Origin of the sequence: Citrobacter pasteurii, assembly GCF_019047765.1 — a bacterium.
Lineage (GTDB): Bacteria > Pseudomonadota > Gammaproteobacteria > Enterobacterales > Enterobacteriaceae > Citrobacter > Citrobacter pasteurii.
Genome location: NZ_CP077262.1, coordinates 2,089,113 through 2,106,335 on the forward strand (window position 1 = coordinate 2,089,113; position 17,223 = coordinate 2,106,335).

Annotated in this window: 21 protein-coding genes, 1 tRNA gene and 1 riboswitch; of the genes, 12 read left to right on the forward strand and 10 right to left on the reverse strand. The window is 50.1% G+C overall.

Translation table 11 applies throughout. The annotated features are described in order from the left end of the window. Positions 1–12: 12 nt before the first annotated feature. Positions 13–345 (reverse strand): RcnB family protein, encoded by a 333-nt coding sequence (locus I6L54_RS10010; RefSeq protein WP_167335588.1) that lies wholly within the window; start codon positions 343–345, stop codon positions 13–15. A gap of 234 nt (positions 346–579) precedes the next feature. Beyond that, positions 580–676: riboswitch (TPP riboswitch) on the forward strand. 31 nt (positions 677–707) lie between these two features. On the opposite strand from I6L54_RS10010, the gene thiM reads away from it, so the two are divergent. Genes thiM through I6L54_RS10025 form a run of 3 tightly spaced genes read left to right on the forward strand, consistent with a single transcriptional unit; the run spans position 708 to position 3,091 of the window. Beyond that, entirely contained in the window at positions 708–1,496 is a 789-nt protein-coding gene (thiM, locus tag I6L54_RS10015) for a hydroxyethylthiazole kinase (protein ID WP_040230640.1), read from the forward strand. After that, positions 1,493–2,293 carry a bifunctional hydroxymethylpyrimidine kinase/phosphomethylpyrimidine kinase gene (gene thiD / locus I6L54_RS10020; protein ID WP_040230642.1) on the forward strand — a complete coding sequence of 267 codons (801 nt, stop codon included), beginning with the start codon at positions 1,493–1,495 and terminating at the stop codon, positions 2,291–2,293. The genes thiM and thiD overlap by 4 nt, the downstream gene beginning before the upstream one ends. Before the next feature lie 51 nt (positions 2,294–2,344). Then, on the forward strand, positions 2,345–3,091 hold the full coding sequence (locus tag I6L54_RS10025; RefSeq protein ID WP_005129153.1) for a GntR family transcriptional regulator: 747 nt from the start codon (positions 2,345–2,347) through the stop codon (positions 3,089–3,091). On the opposite strand, the gene I6L54_RS10030 is transcribed toward I6L54_RS10025, so the two are convergent. The 3 genes from I6L54_RS10030 to I6L54_RS10040 are packed head-to-tail and all read right to left on the reverse strand — an operon-like array spanning position 3,065 to position 6,305. Further along, positions 3,065–4,030 (reverse strand): PfkB family carbohydrate kinase, encoded by a 966-nt coding sequence (locus I6L54_RS10030; protein WP_040230643.1) that lies wholly within the window; start codon positions 4,028–4,030, stop codon positions 3,065–3,067. The genes I6L54_RS10025 and I6L54_RS10030 overlap by 27 nt on opposite strands. Continuing rightward, a complete protein-coding gene (locus I6L54_RS10035) occupies positions 4,027–5,031 on the reverse strand; it encodes an ADP-ribosylglycohydrolase family protein (RefSeq protein ID WP_040230644.1) in 1,005 nt (334 codons plus the stop codon). The genes I6L54_RS10030 and I6L54_RS10035 overlap by 4 nt, the downstream gene beginning before the upstream one ends. Then, positions 5,028–6,305, reverse strand: a complete 1,278-nt coding sequence (locus I6L54_RS10040) for a nucleoside permease (protein ID WP_040230645.1) — start codon at positions 6,303–6,305, stop codon at positions 5,028–5,030. The genes I6L54_RS10035 and I6L54_RS10040 overlap by 4 nt, the downstream gene beginning before the upstream one ends. Before the next feature lie 252 nt (positions 6,306–6,557). Here I6L54_RS10040 and fbaB point away from each other — a divergent pair, with 252 nt between their 5' ends. Then, positions 6,558–7,610, forward strand: a complete 1,053-nt coding sequence (gene fbaB / locus I6L54_RS10045; protein ID WP_005129139.1) for a class I fructose-bisphosphate aldolase — start codon at positions 6,558–6,560, stop codon at positions 7,608–7,610. 21 nt (positions 7,611–7,631) lie between these two features. On the opposite strand, the gene yegS is transcribed toward fbaB, so the two are convergent. Both yegS and I6L54_RS10055 read right to left on the reverse strand, forming a co-directional pair. Beyond that, positions 7,632–8,531, reverse strand: coding sequence for a lipid kinase YegS (gene yegS / locus I6L54_RS10050; protein WP_040230647.1), 900 nt, complete (start codon positions 8,529–8,531; stop codon positions 7,632–7,634). A 348-nt stretch (positions 8,532–8,879) separates the two neighbouring features. After that, a tRNA-Ser gene (locus I6L54_RS10055) sits at positions 8,880–8,967 on the reverse strand. Positions 8,968–9,203: 236 nt separating this feature from the next. Here I6L54_RS10055 and ghrA point away from each other — a divergent pair. The 4 genes from ghrA to I6L54_RS10075 all read left to right on the forward strand — a co-directional run bounded on the left by ghrA (position 9,204) and on the right by I6L54_RS10075 (position 12,158). Next, positions 9,204–10,142, forward strand: coding sequence for a glyoxylate/hydroxypyruvate reductase GhrA (gene ghrA, locus I6L54_RS10060; protein ID WP_040230648.1), 939 nt, complete (start codon positions 9,204–9,206; stop codon positions 10,140–10,142). 116 nt (positions 10,143–10,258) lie between these two features. Then, positions 10,259–10,996 carry a phosphatase gene (locus I6L54_RS10065; RefSeq protein ID WP_040230649.1) on the forward strand — a complete coding sequence of 246 codons (738 nt, stop codon included), beginning with the start codon at positions 10,259–10,261 and terminating at the stop codon, positions 10,994–10,996. 23 nt (positions 10,997–11,019) lie between these two features. Then, on the forward strand, positions 11,020–11,574 hold the full coding sequence (locus tag I6L54_RS10070; RefSeq protein ID WP_005129133.1) for a TorD/DmsD family molecular chaperone: 555 nt from the start codon (positions 11,020–11,022) through the stop codon (positions 11,572–11,574). A gap of 101 nt (positions 11,575–11,675) precedes the next feature. Beyond that, complete coding sequence (locus I6L54_RS10075) at positions 11,676–12,158, forward strand: DUF1097 domain-containing protein (protein ID WP_040230650.1); 483 nt, start codon at positions 11,676–11,678, stop codon at positions 12,156–12,158. Between the two features lie 45 nt (positions 12,159–12,203). Here I6L54_RS10075 and csgG read toward each other — a convergent pair whose 3' ends face one another. The 4 genes from csgG to csgD are packed head-to-tail and all read right to left on the reverse strand — an operon-like array spanning position 12,204 to position 14,555. After that, complete coding sequence (csgG, locus tag I6L54_RS10080) at positions 12,204–13,037, reverse strand: curli production assembly/transport protein CsgG (protein ID WP_005129128.1); 834 nt, start codon at positions 13,035–13,037, stop codon at positions 12,204–12,206. Positions 13,038–13,062: 25 nt separating this feature from the next. Further along, a complete protein-coding gene (csgF, locus tag I6L54_RS10085; RefSeq protein ID WP_005129126.1) occupies positions 13,063–13,476 on the reverse strand; it encodes a curli production assembly/transport protein CsgF in 414 nt (137 codons plus the stop codon). A gap of 25 nt (positions 13,477–13,501) precedes the next feature. After that, positions 13,502–13,900 carry a curli production assembly/transport protein CsgE gene (gene csgE, locus I6L54_RS10090; RefSeq protein WP_040230652.1) on the reverse strand — a complete coding sequence of 133 codons (399 nt, stop codon included), beginning with the start codon at positions 13,898–13,900 and terminating at the stop codon, positions 13,502–13,504. A gap of 4 nt (positions 13,901–13,904) precedes the next feature. Further along, positions 13,905–14,555 (reverse strand): biofilm master transcriptional regulator CsgD, encoded by a 651-nt coding sequence (gene csgD / locus I6L54_RS10095; RefSeq protein ID WP_005129125.1) that lies wholly within the window; start codon positions 14,553–14,555, stop codon positions 13,905–13,907. A 760-nt stretch (positions 14,556–15,315) separates the two neighbouring features. Between csgD and csgB the strand changes: the two genes are divergently transcribed. The 4 genes from csgB (at position 15,316) to I6L54_RS10115 (ending at position 17,130) form a co-directional block, all read left to right on the forward strand. Continuing rightward, complete coding sequence (gene csgB, locus I6L54_RS10100; protein ID WP_005129122.1) at positions 15,316–15,771, forward strand: curli minor subunit CsgB; 456 nt, start codon at positions 15,316–15,318, stop codon at positions 15,769–15,771. 41 nt (positions 15,772–15,812) lie between these two features. After that, positions 15,813–16,265 carry a curli major subunit CsgA gene (gene csgA, locus I6L54_RS10105; RefSeq protein ID WP_005129121.1) on the forward strand — a complete coding sequence of 151 codons (453 nt, stop codon included), beginning with the start codon at positions 15,813–15,815 and terminating at the stop codon, positions 16,263–16,265. Positions 16,266–16,325: 60 nt separating this feature from the next. Next, positions 16,326–16,658 (forward strand): curli assembly chaperone CsgC, encoded by a 333-nt coding sequence (gene csgC, locus I6L54_RS10110; RefSeq protein WP_005129120.1) that lies wholly within the window; start codon positions 16,326–16,328, stop codon positions 16,656–16,658. A 151-nt stretch (positions 16,659–16,809) separates the two neighbouring features. Next, positions 16,810–17,130, forward strand: a complete 321-nt coding sequence (locus I6L54_RS10115) for a YmdA family protein (protein WP_005129119.1) — start codon at positions 16,810–16,812, stop codon at positions 17,128–17,130. The last annotated feature ends 93 nt before the right edge of the window (positions 17,131–17,223 follow it).

Sequence of the window (17,223 nt, forward strand, 5' to 3'; positions counted from 1 at the left end):
GCGTTATCTTTTTCACCGGTGATAAAAAATCTCGCCGTCATAGGCTTTAATGATTGTAGCGTCGGCATCATTGACCAGCACATACGCGCCGCCCATGTAGGTCCAGTGGGTGCCTGGCGTCGGCGCGGGCAGGTTGCGCAGATTCCACTGCTTAATGGTGTATTCTTCGGTGAGATACAGTGGTGGAACCTTGTCACCGGGTTTGAAGTGGGTGAAGTCAGCAATAAAGCTGCTCAGCTCATACTTATCGATACCGGTGGGGGCGGCTGTTGCGGCCGGCGTGGCCCAGACGACGCTGCTCGCGAGCAGGAGTGCACCCAGCAACATTTTATTCTTCATACCCATCCTCTCTACTTATTCGGGTCGTCAAAATCAGTCGTGTATCATTCCTGGCATACCGGATGTCTGACAAGCATTTTTTTGTGATCACGCCAGTTATTTCGTAAAAAGTGTAAATGAAAGTACAGAAATCTAGCAACCGTGACCAGCGGTTTCACCGTCAAAGCCTGTTCCGCGCCAATTTACATCGTTAAGCGCAGGCAGTATCCTGTTGCCGAAACCTGAATATCATATTTGTGTTTCAACGACTCGGGGTGCCCTTCCTGGTGAAGGCTGAGAAATACCCGTACCACCTGATCTGGATAATGCCAGCGTAGGGAAGTCTGACACTGCTCGTGTCCCTTCTTCACGCGGACAGGAGTTGAATCATGCAGCCTGACCGGCACAGCCGCGCCCTTGCAGCTCACACCTTACAGCAATTTAGAACGCTTTCCCCACTCACGCACTGTATGACCAACGAGGTTGTGCAAAGCTTCACCGCCAATACGTTACTCGCACTTGGCGCATCGCCCGCGATGGTGATCGAACCTGAAGAAGCCAGCCAGTTTGCGGCTATCGCCAGTGCGCTGCTGATTAACGTGGGTACGCTGACCGAGAGCCGCGCCATTGCCATGCGCGCGGCGGTCGAACAGGCGCAGCAGGCGAAAACCCCCTGGACGCTGGATCCTGTTGCCGTTGGCGCACTGGATTTTCGTCGTCGCTTTTGCCTGGACATACTTGCGCTGCGCCCGGCTGCAATTCGTGGCAACGCGTCAGAAATACTCGCCCTGGCCGGGATGAACGCCGGTGGGCGCGGGGTGGATACCACCGACACCGCATTGGCTGCGATTCCGGCAGCACAAACACTGGCACGCCAGGTTGGAACCATTGTCGCGGTTACCGGAGAAGTGGATTTCGTCACAGATGGTCAGCGGACGGTGAGTATTCATGGTGGCGATCCGCTGATGACACGGGTAGTGGGGACCGGATGCGCACTGTCAGCGGTAGTCGCAGCCAGTTGCGCCCTGGAGGGCGACCGGTTGAATAATGTTGCTTCTGCCTGTAGCTGGATGAAGCAAGCCGGACAACGCGCCACTGAACAATCGACGGGACCGGGAAGTTTTGTTCCGGCATTTCTCGACGCTCTCTATAACCTGAACGCCCAGGAGCAAGCATGAAACGGATTAACGCATTAACGATCGCCGGAACCGATCCAAGCGGTGGCGCGGGTATTCAGGCCGATTTAAAAACCTTCTCGGCGCTTGGCGCATACGGCTGCTCAGTTATTACCGCGTTGGTGGCACAAAATACGCGCGGGGTGCAGTCGGTGTATCGCATTGAACCTGACTTTGTTGCTGCACAGCTGGACTCGGTGTTCAGCGATGTGCGCATCGATACCACCAAAATCGGTATGCTGGCAGAAACCGACATTGTCGAAGCCGTTGCCGAACGTTTACAGCGTCACCGGGTACAAAACGTCGTACTGGATACGGTAATGCTGGCAAAAAGCGGCGATCCGCTGTTGTCTGCCTCTGCGGTTGAAACGCTGCGTACCCGTCTGTTACCGCAAGTGTCAATTATTACCCCTAATCTGCCGGAGGCGGCGGCGTTGCTCGGGGCATCGCATGCCCGAACGGAGCAGGAAATGTTAGAACAGGGACGGGCGCTGCGAGCGCTGGGCTGTGAGGCGGTATTAATGAAAGGAGGGCATCTTGATGATGAGCAAAGCCCTGACTGGCTCTTTACCCGTGATGGCGAACAGCGTTTTACCGCGCCAAGGGTGATGACCAAAAATACCCATGGCACCGGTTGTACGCTGTCGGCAGCGCTGGCGGCACTGCGTCCACGTCATGTTAACTGGGCTGATACGGTACAGGAGGCTAAGTTGTGGCTCTCTGCGGCGTTGGCGCAGGCGGATACGCTGGAAGTGGGCGAGGGGATTGGTCCGGTGCATCATTTCCACGCGTGGTGGTGATGAGCAGAAATGGTATACTGGCTGCAGAAACGGCTGCCAGGAAAAAGATAAATGGAACAAGCGCATACCCAGCTTATCGCGCAACTGAATGAACGTATTTCAGCGGCGGACAACACGCCGCTGTATATGAAATTCGCTCAAACGGTTAAGAACGCTGTGCGCAGTGGGATCCTGGAGCATGGCAATATCCTGCCTGGCGAGCGCGATCTCAGCCAGTTGACTGGCGTTTCACGCATTACGGTGCGGAAAGCGATGCAGGCGCTGGAGGAAGAGGGGGTGGTGACGCGTGCGCGTGGCTACGGGACGCAAATCAATAACATCTTCGAGTATTCGCTCAAAGAAGCGCGCGGTTTTTCACAACAGGTGGTGTTGCGCGGTAAAAAGCCGGATACGCTGTGGGTGAATAAACGTGTGGTGCCCTGCCCGGAAGAGGTGGCTCAGCAGTTGGCCATTGCTGTCGGCAGTGAGGTCTTCTTGCTTAAGCGAATTCGCTATGTTGATGAAGATGCTGTGTCTATTGAAGAATCATGGGTACCCGCCCATCTTATCCATGACGTGGATGCCATTGGCGTTTCACTGTACGACTATTTCCGCAGCCAGCATATCTTTCCACAGCGCACACGCTCACGTGTCAGTGCGCGGATGCCGGACGCAGAGTTCCAGTCACATATCCAGATGGACAGCAAAGTGCCGGTACTGGTGATCAAGCAGGTAGCACTTGATCAGCAGCAACGGCCTATTGAATACAGTATCAGTTACTGTCGAAGCGACCTATACGTCTTTGTGTGCGAGGAGTAACGCCTCGCACGAAGGGGCGCAGTCGCCACCGCGGTGACCCACCACCCAGGATGCTACCGCATTGCCAAGCAGGACGGCATCGCCCAGCGACCAACCTGATGCCAGCCCAGCCAGCATGCCGCCTGCGTGACTGTCTCCCGCACCGATGGTATCAACGACTGTGGTCGGAAAGGCGGGTACGCAACCGGATGTGTGCTCAGTAAAATACCATGCCCCATCTTTATCGTGACGCACCACCACGGGTGTGGCAAAGCGCTTCAGCCATGCGGCACCAAAACCCGCTATGTCGTAACTTAATGCAAACCGCTCGGCGGCAATTTCCGCCTCCTGGCGATTGAGTGATACCAGCGGGCGGCAGGCCATAATGCGGTTCATCAAGGCCTCGGATATGTCACCGATGCGTGGACCAAAATCGATAAATGGCGTCACTTCATCCAGATTTTCCAGCCACTGCACCAGCAGTTCACCGCATCCAGAGGCTAACTGATAGCCCGAGAGATAAAGCAGGCTGTGGCGCGGGATAGTTAGCTGTGCCAGCCAGTCAGCATTCCACTGATTTTCGACGCCGCTAAAGGACATAAATGTGCGTTCACCGTCCGGCTCGACCAATGCCAGACACCAGCCGTTATCGCCCTCGGCATTATCGATCAGGCTGTGCAATCCTTCTTTCGCCATGCGCTTGCGGATAATATCGGCCCATACGCCCTGACCCAGCGGTAAAGCATTACTGGCGTCGATACCTAAACGCTTAAGCGCCACGGCAATGTTGAGCGCACAACCGCCCACGTTCACCCCTTGCTGTTTGAGTTCAATATCACAGCCGCGCCAGGGAAGAGCATACGCATCGGCAATCACATCAATAACCGCCGCACCGACTACCGTTACTGGTCGCTGGCTGTGCAACTGTGGGAGAAGCGTTTGCAGACGCGTAGCACTCATAGCGCCTCCCGTAGCTCGCGCAGTCGCACTAGCGCACTGGCATAGCGGGTGAAATCGAGCTTATTCACCGCATCCAGCTCCTGTTTTAACGTCGGATTAATCGCGCTTACGCCGTGTAGCGCACCACAAATAGCGGTTGCCATTGCTCCGATGGTGTCAGTGTCGCCGCCGAGGTTCGCGCACAGAATGGCGCAGCGGTTAGGATCGGTTTGTGCCAGTTCGACCATCGCGATGGCGCAAGGCACGGATTCAATAGTACTGGTTCCGGCTCCGACCACCTGATACAGCTGTTCACTGGCAGACTCAATGCCGTCGGCATTACGGACGATTTTCAGCGCCAGTTCAAGGCGTGCAGAGAGTGATGCGCTAAAGGTGGTGATCCGTTTTTGTTGGGCATGCCGGGCAATGGCAGGCAGTGCGTCGACAATCTCTGACCATTTTCCGCCATCAATAGCGCGTGATACCGCCCATGCGACCACGACCGCACCGGCGATAGCCAGATCCGATTTATGCGTCGGGCTGGAGGCCAATGCCACATCATCAACAAACGCATCAACATCGTGGGCGGGCAGCAGGCATCCCAGCGGCGACACGCGCATAGCCGCTCCATTGGTGACACCGTTGTTTTCCAGCTCAGCAACGGGCTTACCGTCGCGGATGGCATTGAGCGCAATTTTTGAGGTGGGACCCAGCACGTTTTTATTGAAAGCATCAAAACGTTCAGCCCAGGCGAGGATATTGCGGCCAATAACGTCCGGAACAATTTCTCCGTTGCACTCGAGCAGGGCATCTGCCAGACACAGCGCCATAGACGTGTCATCAGTAAACTCCGCCTGGTTAAAGTAGCAGGCGGCATTATTTTCCGCCGGACCTGGCAAAAAACGGTCGATCCAACCGAAATGGGCTTTAACCCGGGTTCTTGGCCACAGTTCCGACGGCATACCCATCGCATCCCCTAAAGCCTGCCCATAAAGAGCACCGAGAATACGTTCTGCTTTCATTTAATTTCCCCTTGTTGCAATGCGATATCGCGGTCGTCCACCTTAATGGCGGTGATTTCTTTGTCTGACTCGCGAAAGAAAATCATAAACAGCACGGCGATAACGGCGATCATGATCGCACCAAATCCCCACATGCCAGCCCAGTTAAAGGTGAGTCCATTAACCGGCTCTTTATAAGCAAACATTTTTTCCATCATCACCCCACCCAGGCGGTAGCCGAGCAGGCTGCCAAATCCCTGACAGCAGAGAGTGATTAACCCCTGCGCAGCGGTACGCATGTGCACTGGCGCTTTTTTATCGACATAGATGTAGGCCGTAACGTAGTAGAAGTCGTAGCTAACGCCATGTAGCAGAATGCCGAGAAATAGCAGGGCGTAGGTGAAATATTCTTCCGCGCCGCCGTAAACAAAAAATCCGTAGCGGATCGCGGCAGTGATAAGACCAAGCAGCAATACCTTTTTAATGCCAAAGCGTTTGGTGAAGAACGGCAGTGCCAGCATAAAGAAAATTTCAGAGAACTGGCCCAGCGTCATCCAGCCGGTCGCATTTTTCATCCCAACTTCTGTCAGGTACCCGTTGGCGAAGATGTAGTAAAACGCCAGCGGCATGGCAAACAGAAAAGAGCAGAAGAAAAAGACCAGGAAGTTCTTATCACGCAGCAGGATCAGTGCATCCAGACCCAGCATGACTTTGAAATCCATCTTGCCGGTACTTTTCGGCGGCGTATCCGGTAAAAAGAAAGCGAAGATACCCAGTAACGCGGAACTCGCGGCTGTAATGAGCAGTGGAATGTTGGTCGGTGAAATGTCGTTATAGCCGAGCATTTGCGGTAAGAACCCACAAGCCAGGCCGGATGCAATCCAGCCGATCGTGCCCATTACGCGAATGCGTGGAAAATCACGTTCGACATCCGGGACGTTGGCGAAGGCGATACTGTTGGTTAGTGCAATCGTCGGCATATAGGTGAGTGAATACGCCAGCAATAGCGGAAAGAATCCGCCGAACGTCGTCTGTTGCGCTGCAAAATACATCAAAATCGCGCCGAGAAACATCAGCACTGCCAGTACTTTTTGCGCAGAGAAAAAGCGGTCAGTGATCGAACCGACGAAGATCGGTGAGAGGATCGCGGCAATGGCGGTGCAGGCATAAGACCAGCCAATTTCACCGGCAGTAAAGCCGCTTTTACTCAGCCAGAGCCAAAGCGGCACAAACCAGGCGCCCCAGATAAACCACTCCACAAACATCATGAACGACAGCTTAACTGTAGTTTTCATCTTTAAATCCTTCATGACAGGTAAGGTACGTCTGGATAGTACCACTTGATAATACCTTTTAAATACCTTTGTGGTCTAAGTTTGACCGCTGTATCATTTTTTGATGCCTGAATCGAGCCAGCGGAAATCGCTGAAAAGTGCGCTAAAGATGGAAAAAATGCGCAGTCAGTACCAGGCTTATTGCTGCCCGCCATCAGGCGGGTCAGGACAATCCACTTCCGAGATCAAATCGGAACTTACGGGAGCATAGCTATGACTGATATTGCGCAGTTGCTTGGCAAAGATGCCGACAACCTTTTACAGCATCGTTGTATGACCATTCCTTCTGACCAACTTTACCTGCCAGGACATGATTACGTCGACCGCGTGATGGTTGACAATAACCGTCCACCCGCCGTGCTGCGTAATATGCAGACGCTGTACAACACCGGACGGCTCGCCGGGACCGGCTATCTGTCGATTCTACCGGTGGACCAGGGCGTGGAGCACTCCGCTGGGGCATCGTTTGCCGCTAACCCGCTGTATTTTGATCCTAAGAATATTGTGGAGCTGGCTATCGAAGCAGGGTGTAACTGCGTGGCATCGACCTATGGCGTGCTGGCGTCTGTTTCCCGTCGCTACGCGCACCGCATTCCGTTCCTCGTGAAGATTAACCACAACGAAACGCTGAGCTACCCCAATACGTTCGACCAGACGCTGTATGCCAGCGTAGAACAGGCGTTCAATATGGGCGCGGTAGCGGTGGGGGCAACCATTTATTTCGGTTCAGAGGAGTCGCGCCGCCAGATTGAAGAGATCTCTGCGGCCTTTGAGCGCGCCCATGAGCTGGGTATGGTGACGGTACTGTGGGCCTATTTGCGCAACTCTGCGTTTAAGAAAGACGGTGTGGATTATCATGTTTCGGCTGATTTGACCGGGCAGGCAAACCATCTGGCGGCGACTATCGGCGCGGATATCGTTAAACAGAAAATGGCGGAAAACAACGGCGGGTATAAAGCGGTTAACTTCGGCTATACCGACGATCGTGTCTATAGCAAGCTGACCAGCGATAACCCGATTGACCTGGTGCGTTATCAACTGGCGAATTGCTATATGGGTCGCGCCGGACTCATTAACTCCGGTGGTGCGGCCGGCGGAGAAACCGATCTCAGCGATGCGGTGCGTACTGCGGTGATTAACAAGCGTGCCGGTGGGATGGGGTTAATTCTTGGACGTAAAGCGTTCAAGAAAACCATGGCTGACGGCGTGAAGCTGATTAATGCCGTCCAGGATGTTTATCTGGATAACAAAGTCACGATTGCCTGATGTCAGTAGAGTGCCGTCGGATTAGCGCAATAATGAGCAACCCGGCGGTAGCCTGCAGCGCAGGGCTGCAGGCAGGATTTCAACATGAAACTCTTGCCCGCTGAGCGGTTCACCATCCAGATTGAAGGTAATTTCATGTGGCGCACGGATATCAAACCATGATGATGTGCCATCAATGATATTCGGATTGTCTTCGGACTGAGTTATCGCCGATAGCAGTGCCGGAATCAGCTCCTCACCGGTAAAGATTCGCAGTTGCAGCAGACCGTCATTAATGAGCGCTGTCGGGCAAAGTTGCTGTCCGCCACCGGCCTGACGCCCGTTGCCAATACCAATCACCAGCGCATCCCCCTGCCAGTGAAAGTTTTCGCCGCGAATTTCGCAACTGTCTGGCTTCAGCGTATCCATGCGCATTAACCCGTGAATAAAGTACGACACACCGCCCAGGGCGGCTTTGAGTTTCTCCGGTGTTTCGCTGGTGATCCGCGTACCGAACCCTCCGGTCGCCATATTGATAAAGCAGGTTTTATCGTTGACCTGCGCCATATCAATCTCTACCGCGTTCCCGGCAATAGCCAGCTTTAATGCCTTGTCCAGCGCTTCAGGAATGCCAACGCTGGTAGCAAAATCATTTGCCGTTCCCAATGGCAAAATCCCAAGTGCCGGAACATTCTCCCCCTGACAGTGGATCAGCGCAGTGGATACTTCGTTGATGGTACCGTCACCACCGCCGGCAATCACCGTTGCCACGCCCAAGCGGAGCGCTTCATCAACGTAACGTTGCGCATCGCCTTTTTCCCAGGTCACGCGAACATGGATTTCGACACTCTCATTGCGCAGTTGAGCAATAGCGTCACGCAGGGGAAGGTTATCAGCACTTTTTCCATTCAGGATCAGTAAGCTGGCCGGGAATGCTATCATCCTGTTGCCTCACTTTTATCGTTTTAACTAGTGTATGTCAGGAATGCGTTTATGGCGTAGGAACTTGCTGAAAGCGAAGACCCATCGACGGGTTCTGAGGGGGGGGATAGCCTGTATGGGTCAGTGGCGAAAAAAGCCCGTACTTGCGTACGAGCTCTTCTCAAAATATGGCGGTGAGGCGGGGATTGACTCGCGTTGCTCGCCCTTCGGGCAGCCTGCTCACTGCATTCGCAGTCTGTCCAACTGGCTGTGCCAGTTGTCGAACCCCGCTCCGGGCTTCTCATCCCCGCCAGGCTGTGAAACAGGCAAAAAAAAGCCCGTACTTGCGTACGAGCTCTTCTCAAAATATGGCGGTGAGGCGGGGATTCGAACCCCGGATACGTTGCCGTATACACACTTTCCAGGCGTGCTCCTTCAGCCACTCGGACACCTCACCATATTGTTGTTCCTGTACTGCTGGAACGGGCGCTAATGTAGGTGAAATACCGCCCCGGCGTCAATCTACTTTTTCAAAAAAACGTGCATTTACACAAACTTCAAGCAACATGGGGCTTAAATGAGCGGGAATTGTTTTTTTTGCCAGCACCCTGAAATTTGCTAATCTGATGTTCCCTCGGAAAATGATGATAATAAGTGCGAGAATGTTCCGCATAACAATGTTCAGGAGACAATATGGAAATAATTTTCTATCACCCTACATTTGATACGGCCTGGTGGGTAAAGGCGCTGACGAAAGCCATCCCTGGTGCTAACGTTCGCGAGTGGAAAGCAGGTGATAATGCCCATGCCGACTATGCGCTGGTCTGGCATCCGCCGGTTGAAATGCTGGCAGGACGAAAGTTAAAAGCTGTCTTTGCATTGGGAGCCGGAGTGGACTCCATCCTCAGTAAGCTTAAAGCACACCCGGAGATGCTGGATACCTCGATTCCACTTTTCCGTCTGGAAGATACCGGTATGGGTCTGCAAATGCAGGAGTATGCAGTGAGTCAGGTGTTGCACTGGTTCCGCCGCTTTGATGACTATCAGGCATTAAAATCCCAGGCGAAGTGGCAGCCGTTGCAAGAGTATACCCGTGATGAATTTACCATCGGCATCATGGGGGCCGGTGTATTAGGGGCTAAAGTGGCAGAGAGCCTGCAGGCATGGGGATTCCCACTGCGCTGTTGGAGTCGTACCCGTAAATCCTGGCCTGGGGTGGAAAGTTTTGCGGGCACGGAAGAGTTGAGTGCATTTTTAAGCCAGACGCGTGTGCTGATTAATCTTCTGCCCAATACGGCAGAAACGGTAGGCATTATTAATGCCGGACTGTTGAATCAATTACAGGATGGAGCCTATGTGCTGAACCTGGCGCGTGGTGTTCATCTCAATGAAGACGATCTTCTGGCATCACTGGATAGCGGAAAACTGAAAGGTGCTATGCTGGATGTCTATAGCCGAGAACCGCTACCGGAAGACAACCCATTGTGGAAACACCCGCGTGTGGCGATGACGCCGCACATTGCTGCGGTAACGCGCCCAGCGGAAGCGGTGGATTATATTTCTCGTACAATCCTGAGCCTGGAAAGTGGCAAAGCGGTTACCGGTCAGGTCGATCGTGTTCGGGGTTACTGATAACAATGTCAACCCGGCCAGCGCCGGGTTTCGACTAAATACAACCCGAATTATTTAGGGTATTAATGGCGGCGATACCTGCTATCCTTGACGGAAAACGACTACAGGAGAGAGTTATGTATCCCGTTGACCTGCATATGCATACCGTTGCCAGCACCCACGCCTACAGCACCCTGAGTGATTACATCGCTGAAGCTCATCGAAAAGGTATCAAGCTGTTTGCCATCACCGATCATGGACCGGACATGGCGGATGCGCCACACCACTGGCATTTTATTAACATGCGTATTTGGCCGCGCGTGGTGAACGGCGTGGGGATCCTGCGAGGGATAGAAGCGAACATTAAGAATATTGAAGGGGAAATCGACTGCTCAGGGCCGATGTTTGACTCACTCGATCTGATTATTGCGGGCTTCCATGAGCCGGTTTTTGCCCCTCACAATAAAGAGACCAATACTCAGGCGATGATCGCCACGATGGCGAGTGGCAATGTGCATATTATCAGCCATCCTGGAAATCCCAAATATCCCGTCGATATCACCGCAATTGCACAGGCGGCGGCAAAATACCAGGTCGCGCTGGAAATCAATAATTCCTCGTTTTTGCATTCGCGTAAGGGCAGTGAAGATAACTGTCGCGCTGTGGCTGCGGCAGTACGTGATGCAGGTGGCTGGGTGGCCCTGGGTTCAGATTCCCATACCGCATTCACGTTGGGAGAGTTCGGTGAATGCCGTAAGATTCTGGATGATGTGGGCTTCCCGGAAGACCGAATTCTGAACGTTTCACCAAAACGCTTGCTGTCGTTTCTGGAATCGCGGGGCATGGAGCCTATCGCGGAATTTGCTGAACTTTAATTGTTACTAACTGGAATATATCAATGAACGAGTTTTCTATCCTGTGCCGTGTACTGGGCTCGCTGTTTTACCGCCAACCGCAGGACCCTTTACTGGTTCCCCTGTTTACCTTGATTAGCGAAGGTAAACTGTCTGCTAACTGGCCACTGGAACAGGATGAGCTGTTGGCCCGTTTGCAGAAAAGCTGTGATATGCCCCAGCTTGCTGCGGATTACAACGCGCTGTTTGTCGGGAAAGAGTGTTCAGTGCCGCCTTATCGTAGCGCCTGGGTAGAAGGGGCGAAGGAAGCGGATGTTCGTGCATTCTTGTCTGCGCGTGGAATGCCGCTGGCGGATACACCAGCCGATCATATTGGTACCTTGTTGCTGGCGGCATCCTGGCTTGAAGACCAGTCCGCAGAAGATGAGAGTGAAGCACTGGAAACCTTGTTTGTTGACTACCTGCTTCCCTGGTGCGACACGTTCCTTGGTAAAGTTGAGGCGCATGCGAATACCGCTTTCTGGCGAACTATGGCGCCGCTGACGCGCGATGCAATTAGCGCAATGTGGGATGAATTGCAGGAAGATACAGACGAGTGAATGTGATCTAAGTCACTATATACTGCAACGCAATTTATCATCTTGCATAAATTGTGTGCACGATCTCATTACCATGCCGTTTTTCTGCTAAGATGCGCGGCATGAGCATACTTCTCTCTATTGCAATCACAACGGGCATTCTCTCCGGACTCTGGGGATGGGTGGCCGTTTCTCTTGGTTTACTCAGTTGGGCTGGCTTCCTGGGCTGTACAGCCTATTTTGCCTGCCCACAAGGTGGACTGAAAGGGCTGTGGATCTCGGCGTGTACGCTGCTAAGCGGTGTGGTGTGGGCGTTGGTGATTATTAATGGTAGTGCACTTGCTCCGCATATGGACATCCTTGGCTATGTCATAACGGGAATTGTCGCATTTATGATGTGTATCCAGGCAAAGCAATGGCTGCTTTCATTTGTGCCGGGCACGTTTATTGGCGCATGCGCAACATTTGCAGGACAGGGCGACTGGCAGTTGGTTCTGCCGTCTCTGGCGCTGGGTCTGGTATTCGGCTATGCAATGAAAAACAGCGGATTGTGGCTGGCATCTCGTCGCGAAAACTCGGCTTCATCCACGCTGACCAGTAAATAAAAAAAGCGTGAGGGTTCCCTCACGCTTTTTATTCTCTCTTTAGTATCAGGACTCTGGAGGTACCGACATATGGCGATATTTAACCAGAATGTCGTTATCAACTTGTTTCTTATCCTGCAAGTCCCACAAGCCGCGATCGATACCGTCATTTATCAGGAAGATAACGCCAGTTTCAATGGCTGACATCAGGCAAAGCATGACCGGTTCGTTAGAGGTATAACCAATTTCCCCTTCCAGAAGCCGTTGGTAGTCAATGAAACGGAATACCCCTGCCTGCACTTCATAAGACAGGATGGTTTTACTGGTGTTGACCGAAGAAAGGATCTCACCGGTACTGACGTTAACTACGCGCAGGTTTACCGCTATCTGGTCGAGTTGATATTGCGTATCGGCACCAATACCGAAATAACGCGCGCCGACACCACCTGATTTAACGTTGCTTTCATAGCCGATGATTGAACCTTCCACCATCACGTTAGCTGCGGTTAATGATTGCAGCGGAATTCGGTTGTTAATGGCAACCGTGCCGTTTTCCTGTGCCGCACGGATGATTTTCCGTTCGTTCAGTAAGTTCTGTAATCCCTGACGCTCCAGCGGGATGAACCAACGCGAATCTTTCAGTGCGGTAACCAGCATTGCCGTGGCACTTTGCGGTACGGCAGTGGAGAAGTTACTTGCCGGATAAGGTTTAAACTGACCCGTTTCATCCTGGATATTGTAAACCGATACAAAGATTTTACCCGTAGGCATCGGGAGATGCGTCAAGTCTTTGTAACTTTGGGCGCGAGGCATTAATGTCGGTTTAGCGGCTTCTTGCGGTGGGGACGTTAAGCATCCGCTGAGTAAAAATACTGCAACCATTATAAGTAAGCGCTGCATGATTTTTTCCTTTCGTGGCTATAGCTTAGAAATCGGTTGACTGTGTTTGTAAACCCGACACTTCGATCGTTGATGTTTTTCCCGATTTCCTGTCGGTAACATTCAATTGCAACTGCCCGTCCCGGTTAGCGATATCAATGATAAAATCATTGGTCACCATTCTTCCCGGCTTACCGGTATTAATGTTGGTGAGCAGGCCGCCGAGAATTTGTGACTGAATCGCCTGAGTAAAGTTATCCAGCGCTGACGGTGTTTCAATTCCGTAATCGCTATAGCTCGGATCTTTATAGGAGTTCTGCGCCTGAGCGCTGTTCAACAAAAAAGCCCCGTTATTCGGGTTGCCACCAAAGTTTGGGTTTCGGAACTGGAACGTCATGTTTCCGGCCCAACTTAATGGTGAAATTAGCATGAGCAAAACCACTGCATGTTTGACACGCATGAAAGCCTCCGGACAAAATCATGTTTTAGAATTCATCGCGCGCTAAATCGCTCGTGCTTAATAGAGTTTGATCTATTTGCCGGCGATTTAATGCTTCCTCAGTTTGTGCCAATGCGAAGACGACAATTTTGTCGAAGTCTCTTTTCGTGGGGAATAAAAAAGTCTGGAAGATAACGTCCTGATTGACCGTTATGGTGATCCAACTTCCCCAACGCGCACTGGGTCTTTCATTGATAGTTAAATTTCCTGTGTACTCACTTTCCCACTTGTCACTAAATGCACGATAAAAATCATGCCCGATTGAAGAGACAGTGTGGTCAGTTAACAGTCCGGGAACCTCCACCTCTACGCTTGTAGTCGCGTGCAAATTCCCGGCAGCAAAGAATAAATTTGCTGCCACAATCCAGGTCAAATAGCGTTTCATGGCTTTATCGCCTGAGGTTATCATTGGCCCATGAGACCGCCTGCGTACGATTTTTGACAGCTATCTTTTTGAAAAGATTATAAAGATGTGTTTTTACCGTATTTTCACTAATAAATAGTGAGCGAGCGATTTCAATATTTGAGGCGCCGATACGCAATTTATTAAGTATTTCTTTTTCACGGTGTGTCAGCAGCGCCGATTCCGTGCTGTTATAACGATAATTTCCAGAATGCGTGATCAGATAACTGGCAAGCTTTTGCGTGAAGTAACATTCACCGCGTAAGACACCCTGCAAGCCGCTAACGACACGCTGTTCATCTTCAGTTGCGTAAAACACGCCATTGATATGTGGCCAGTTTTCGATATCCCGATAAGGGTAGTCATCAGGGGTATTCAACAATAACGTCTTTATATTGTTGTTTTTTCTGCTCAAATTATCTTGCCAGTAATGGATCAGTTTTTTATCTGCCTCCATCATATCCAGTAAAACAATGCAGCTAGAGGAAATATCATCCAGAGAACGTTGAATATTATGTAGTTTTCCGGTTAGCGCCAGTGATTGTTTTAAATGTTGTAATAATGCAGTTGCCTGCAAAGAAGGTTTCGTGATCAACAATAATGTATGACCATGAATGCTATGGACTTCATTAAACATGATGAAACTCCACTTTTTAGTCGCACACCTGACAGCTGTCTCTACTAAAATAGAGGCACCAGAAGTACTGACAGATGTTGCACTGCTGTGTAGAAATAAAATATCGACCCAAAGGGGTGAAAATATTAAAACAAATGGACTTCAACTGATTTCAATCTAGCTATTACAAATCTTAAAGCAAGTGTTAAACATGTAACAGAATGTAAAATTATATATTAAAATGTGATTTTTAGGTTTTTTTGGAGTTTAGATTTGATAGGAAAGTTGTACATTTTACCGTTACTGCATAGATTTAAAAAATCATACAAATTATAATAACATATTGATTTTTAATATTTTAATTAACGATTGGCGAGTTTTAGATTTCTAATGAATTCTAAATTATTTGTCCCACTTTACGTTGGACAATTTTAAGCGGAAAAAACTGACCTTTGTCACGACTTGCATCGGTGACTATCGGGACACGGTGCTGCGAAGCCCTGAAATCGTGGAAAATGCACTTTTTCAGTGACTGCATAGAAATTCATTCCTGATGGCGAAATAAAAATAAAACCTATACCTGTAGCGGTGTTATTCACTGTTAATTAGTACTTTGGTGTGAATCTGGATATCAAAATACCACTCGCGGGTGAGTTATTTAAAATGTTTCAACGGACATACTCTTCATCGTAACGTGGCGTTAACAAATGTAAGTCATGTTAACAACAATTTGAGTGGTAATTAATTTAACTTCATGTACGACCAGGTCCAGGGTGACAGCATGAAAAACAAGTTGTTATTTATGATGTTGACAATACTGGGTGTGCCTGGGATTGCATCCGCAACCAGTTATGATTTAGCTAATTCAGAATATAACTTTGCGGTAAATGAATTAAGTAAGTCTTCATTTAATCAGGCAGCCATTATTGGTCAGGTTGGCACTGCTAACAGTGCAAATACCCGCCAGGAGGGCAGCAAGTTATTGTCGGTCATTTCGCAAGAAGGTTCAGGTAACCGGGCGAGAACAGATCAGACAGGATCATATAATTTTGCATATATTGATCAAACAGGCAGCTCTAATGATGCGAGTATTAAACAAAGTTCTTACGGTAATACAGCGATGATTATCCAGAAAGGTTCTGGTAATAAAGCAAATATTACCCAGTACGGTACACAAAAAACAGCAGTTGTGGTGCAGAGACAGTCGCAAATGGCAATTCGCGTTACTCAACGCTAATCCGTAAACGACGTTTAAATCAATCCGATGGGGGTTTTACCATGAAACTTTTAAAAGTGGCAGCATTCGCAGCAATCGTAGTTTCTGGCAGTGCTCTGGCAGGCCTTGTTCCGCAATTGAACAGCAATGGTCACCATCACGGTGGCAGTAATTATGGCCCGGACTCTTCATTGAGTATTTACCAATATGGGTCAAGTAACGTTGCGAATGCGCTGCAAAGTGATGCACGTAAATCAGATGTGACCATCACGCAACACGGACATGGTAACGGTGCTACCGTCGGGCAAGGTGCTGATGACAGTACCATTAGCCTGAAACAGACTGGCTTCCAGAACAGCGCTGATATCAATCAGTGGAATGCAAAAAATGCTGACATCAGTGTAACTCAGTTCGGTGGTCGTAACGGTGCGGTGGTTAATCAGACTGCATCTGACTCGAATGTTCTGATTCAGCAGGTTGGTTATGGCAACAATGCGACAGCTAACCAGCACTAATTCAGTTTTATAACTGATAATAAACAGGGCGAAAGCCCTGTTTTTTTTCGGGAGCATATTATGCATACGCTATTACTCATTGCCGCGCTTTCAAATCAAATAACTTTTAATACAGCCCAGCAAGGTGAGATGTATACCATTATTCCGCAGGTGACATTATCGCAACCCTGCGTGTGCCAGGTACAAATTCTTGCCATACGTAAAGGGGCGGGGGGGCAAAGCCAAACACAACAGAAAACAAGCCTGTCGATCCCTGCTAATCGGCCGATTGAATTAACAAAACTGAGCTTTAATATTTCACCTGAAGATACGGTCAACATTGTCGTTACCGTTTCGGATGGGCAGTCATTGCATCTGTCCCAGCAGTGGCCTGATTCAAGCAATCGCTCATGATTTTTTGCTGTATTTGCTTTAAGGGTGTGGCTGGGAAAGCGGTGCTGTTCTATGAATATAGAGACGTGAAAACGTTTTTATTTGGTCGTTAATCACAGCGGTGAAGGATCACTTTGATCCCTCAAGGATGGTTTATCATTGAGGAACCCTTATGAGCACCTTATTAAAACGTATTTTAAGTACCAGTTTATGTGTTACTTCTTTTTTTATGTTCCCCGCAACGGCGCAGCAAATCACACCTGGCGGGATTATCCATTTTCGTGGCGCAATAGTTGAATCGCCTTGTGAAGTGAACTCGCAACAACAACAGATTGAAGTGTCATGTATACGTGATGGTAAGTTACGGAGTAGTCGCTATAACACACAACAGATAGCGATGGCTCCTGAAAGCCTCCAGCAAATTGCCAGTATGAGAATGCAGTACCTTAATGAACAGAAAAATCTGGCGATTCTTAATATTGAATATAAATGAATCGTTCTGGCGTAGATATGCACCTGTATGGTTAAAAAGTGAGATTTCATAGAAAACCCTGCTGTACACTTAACAGAGAGTGTTTTGTCAGGG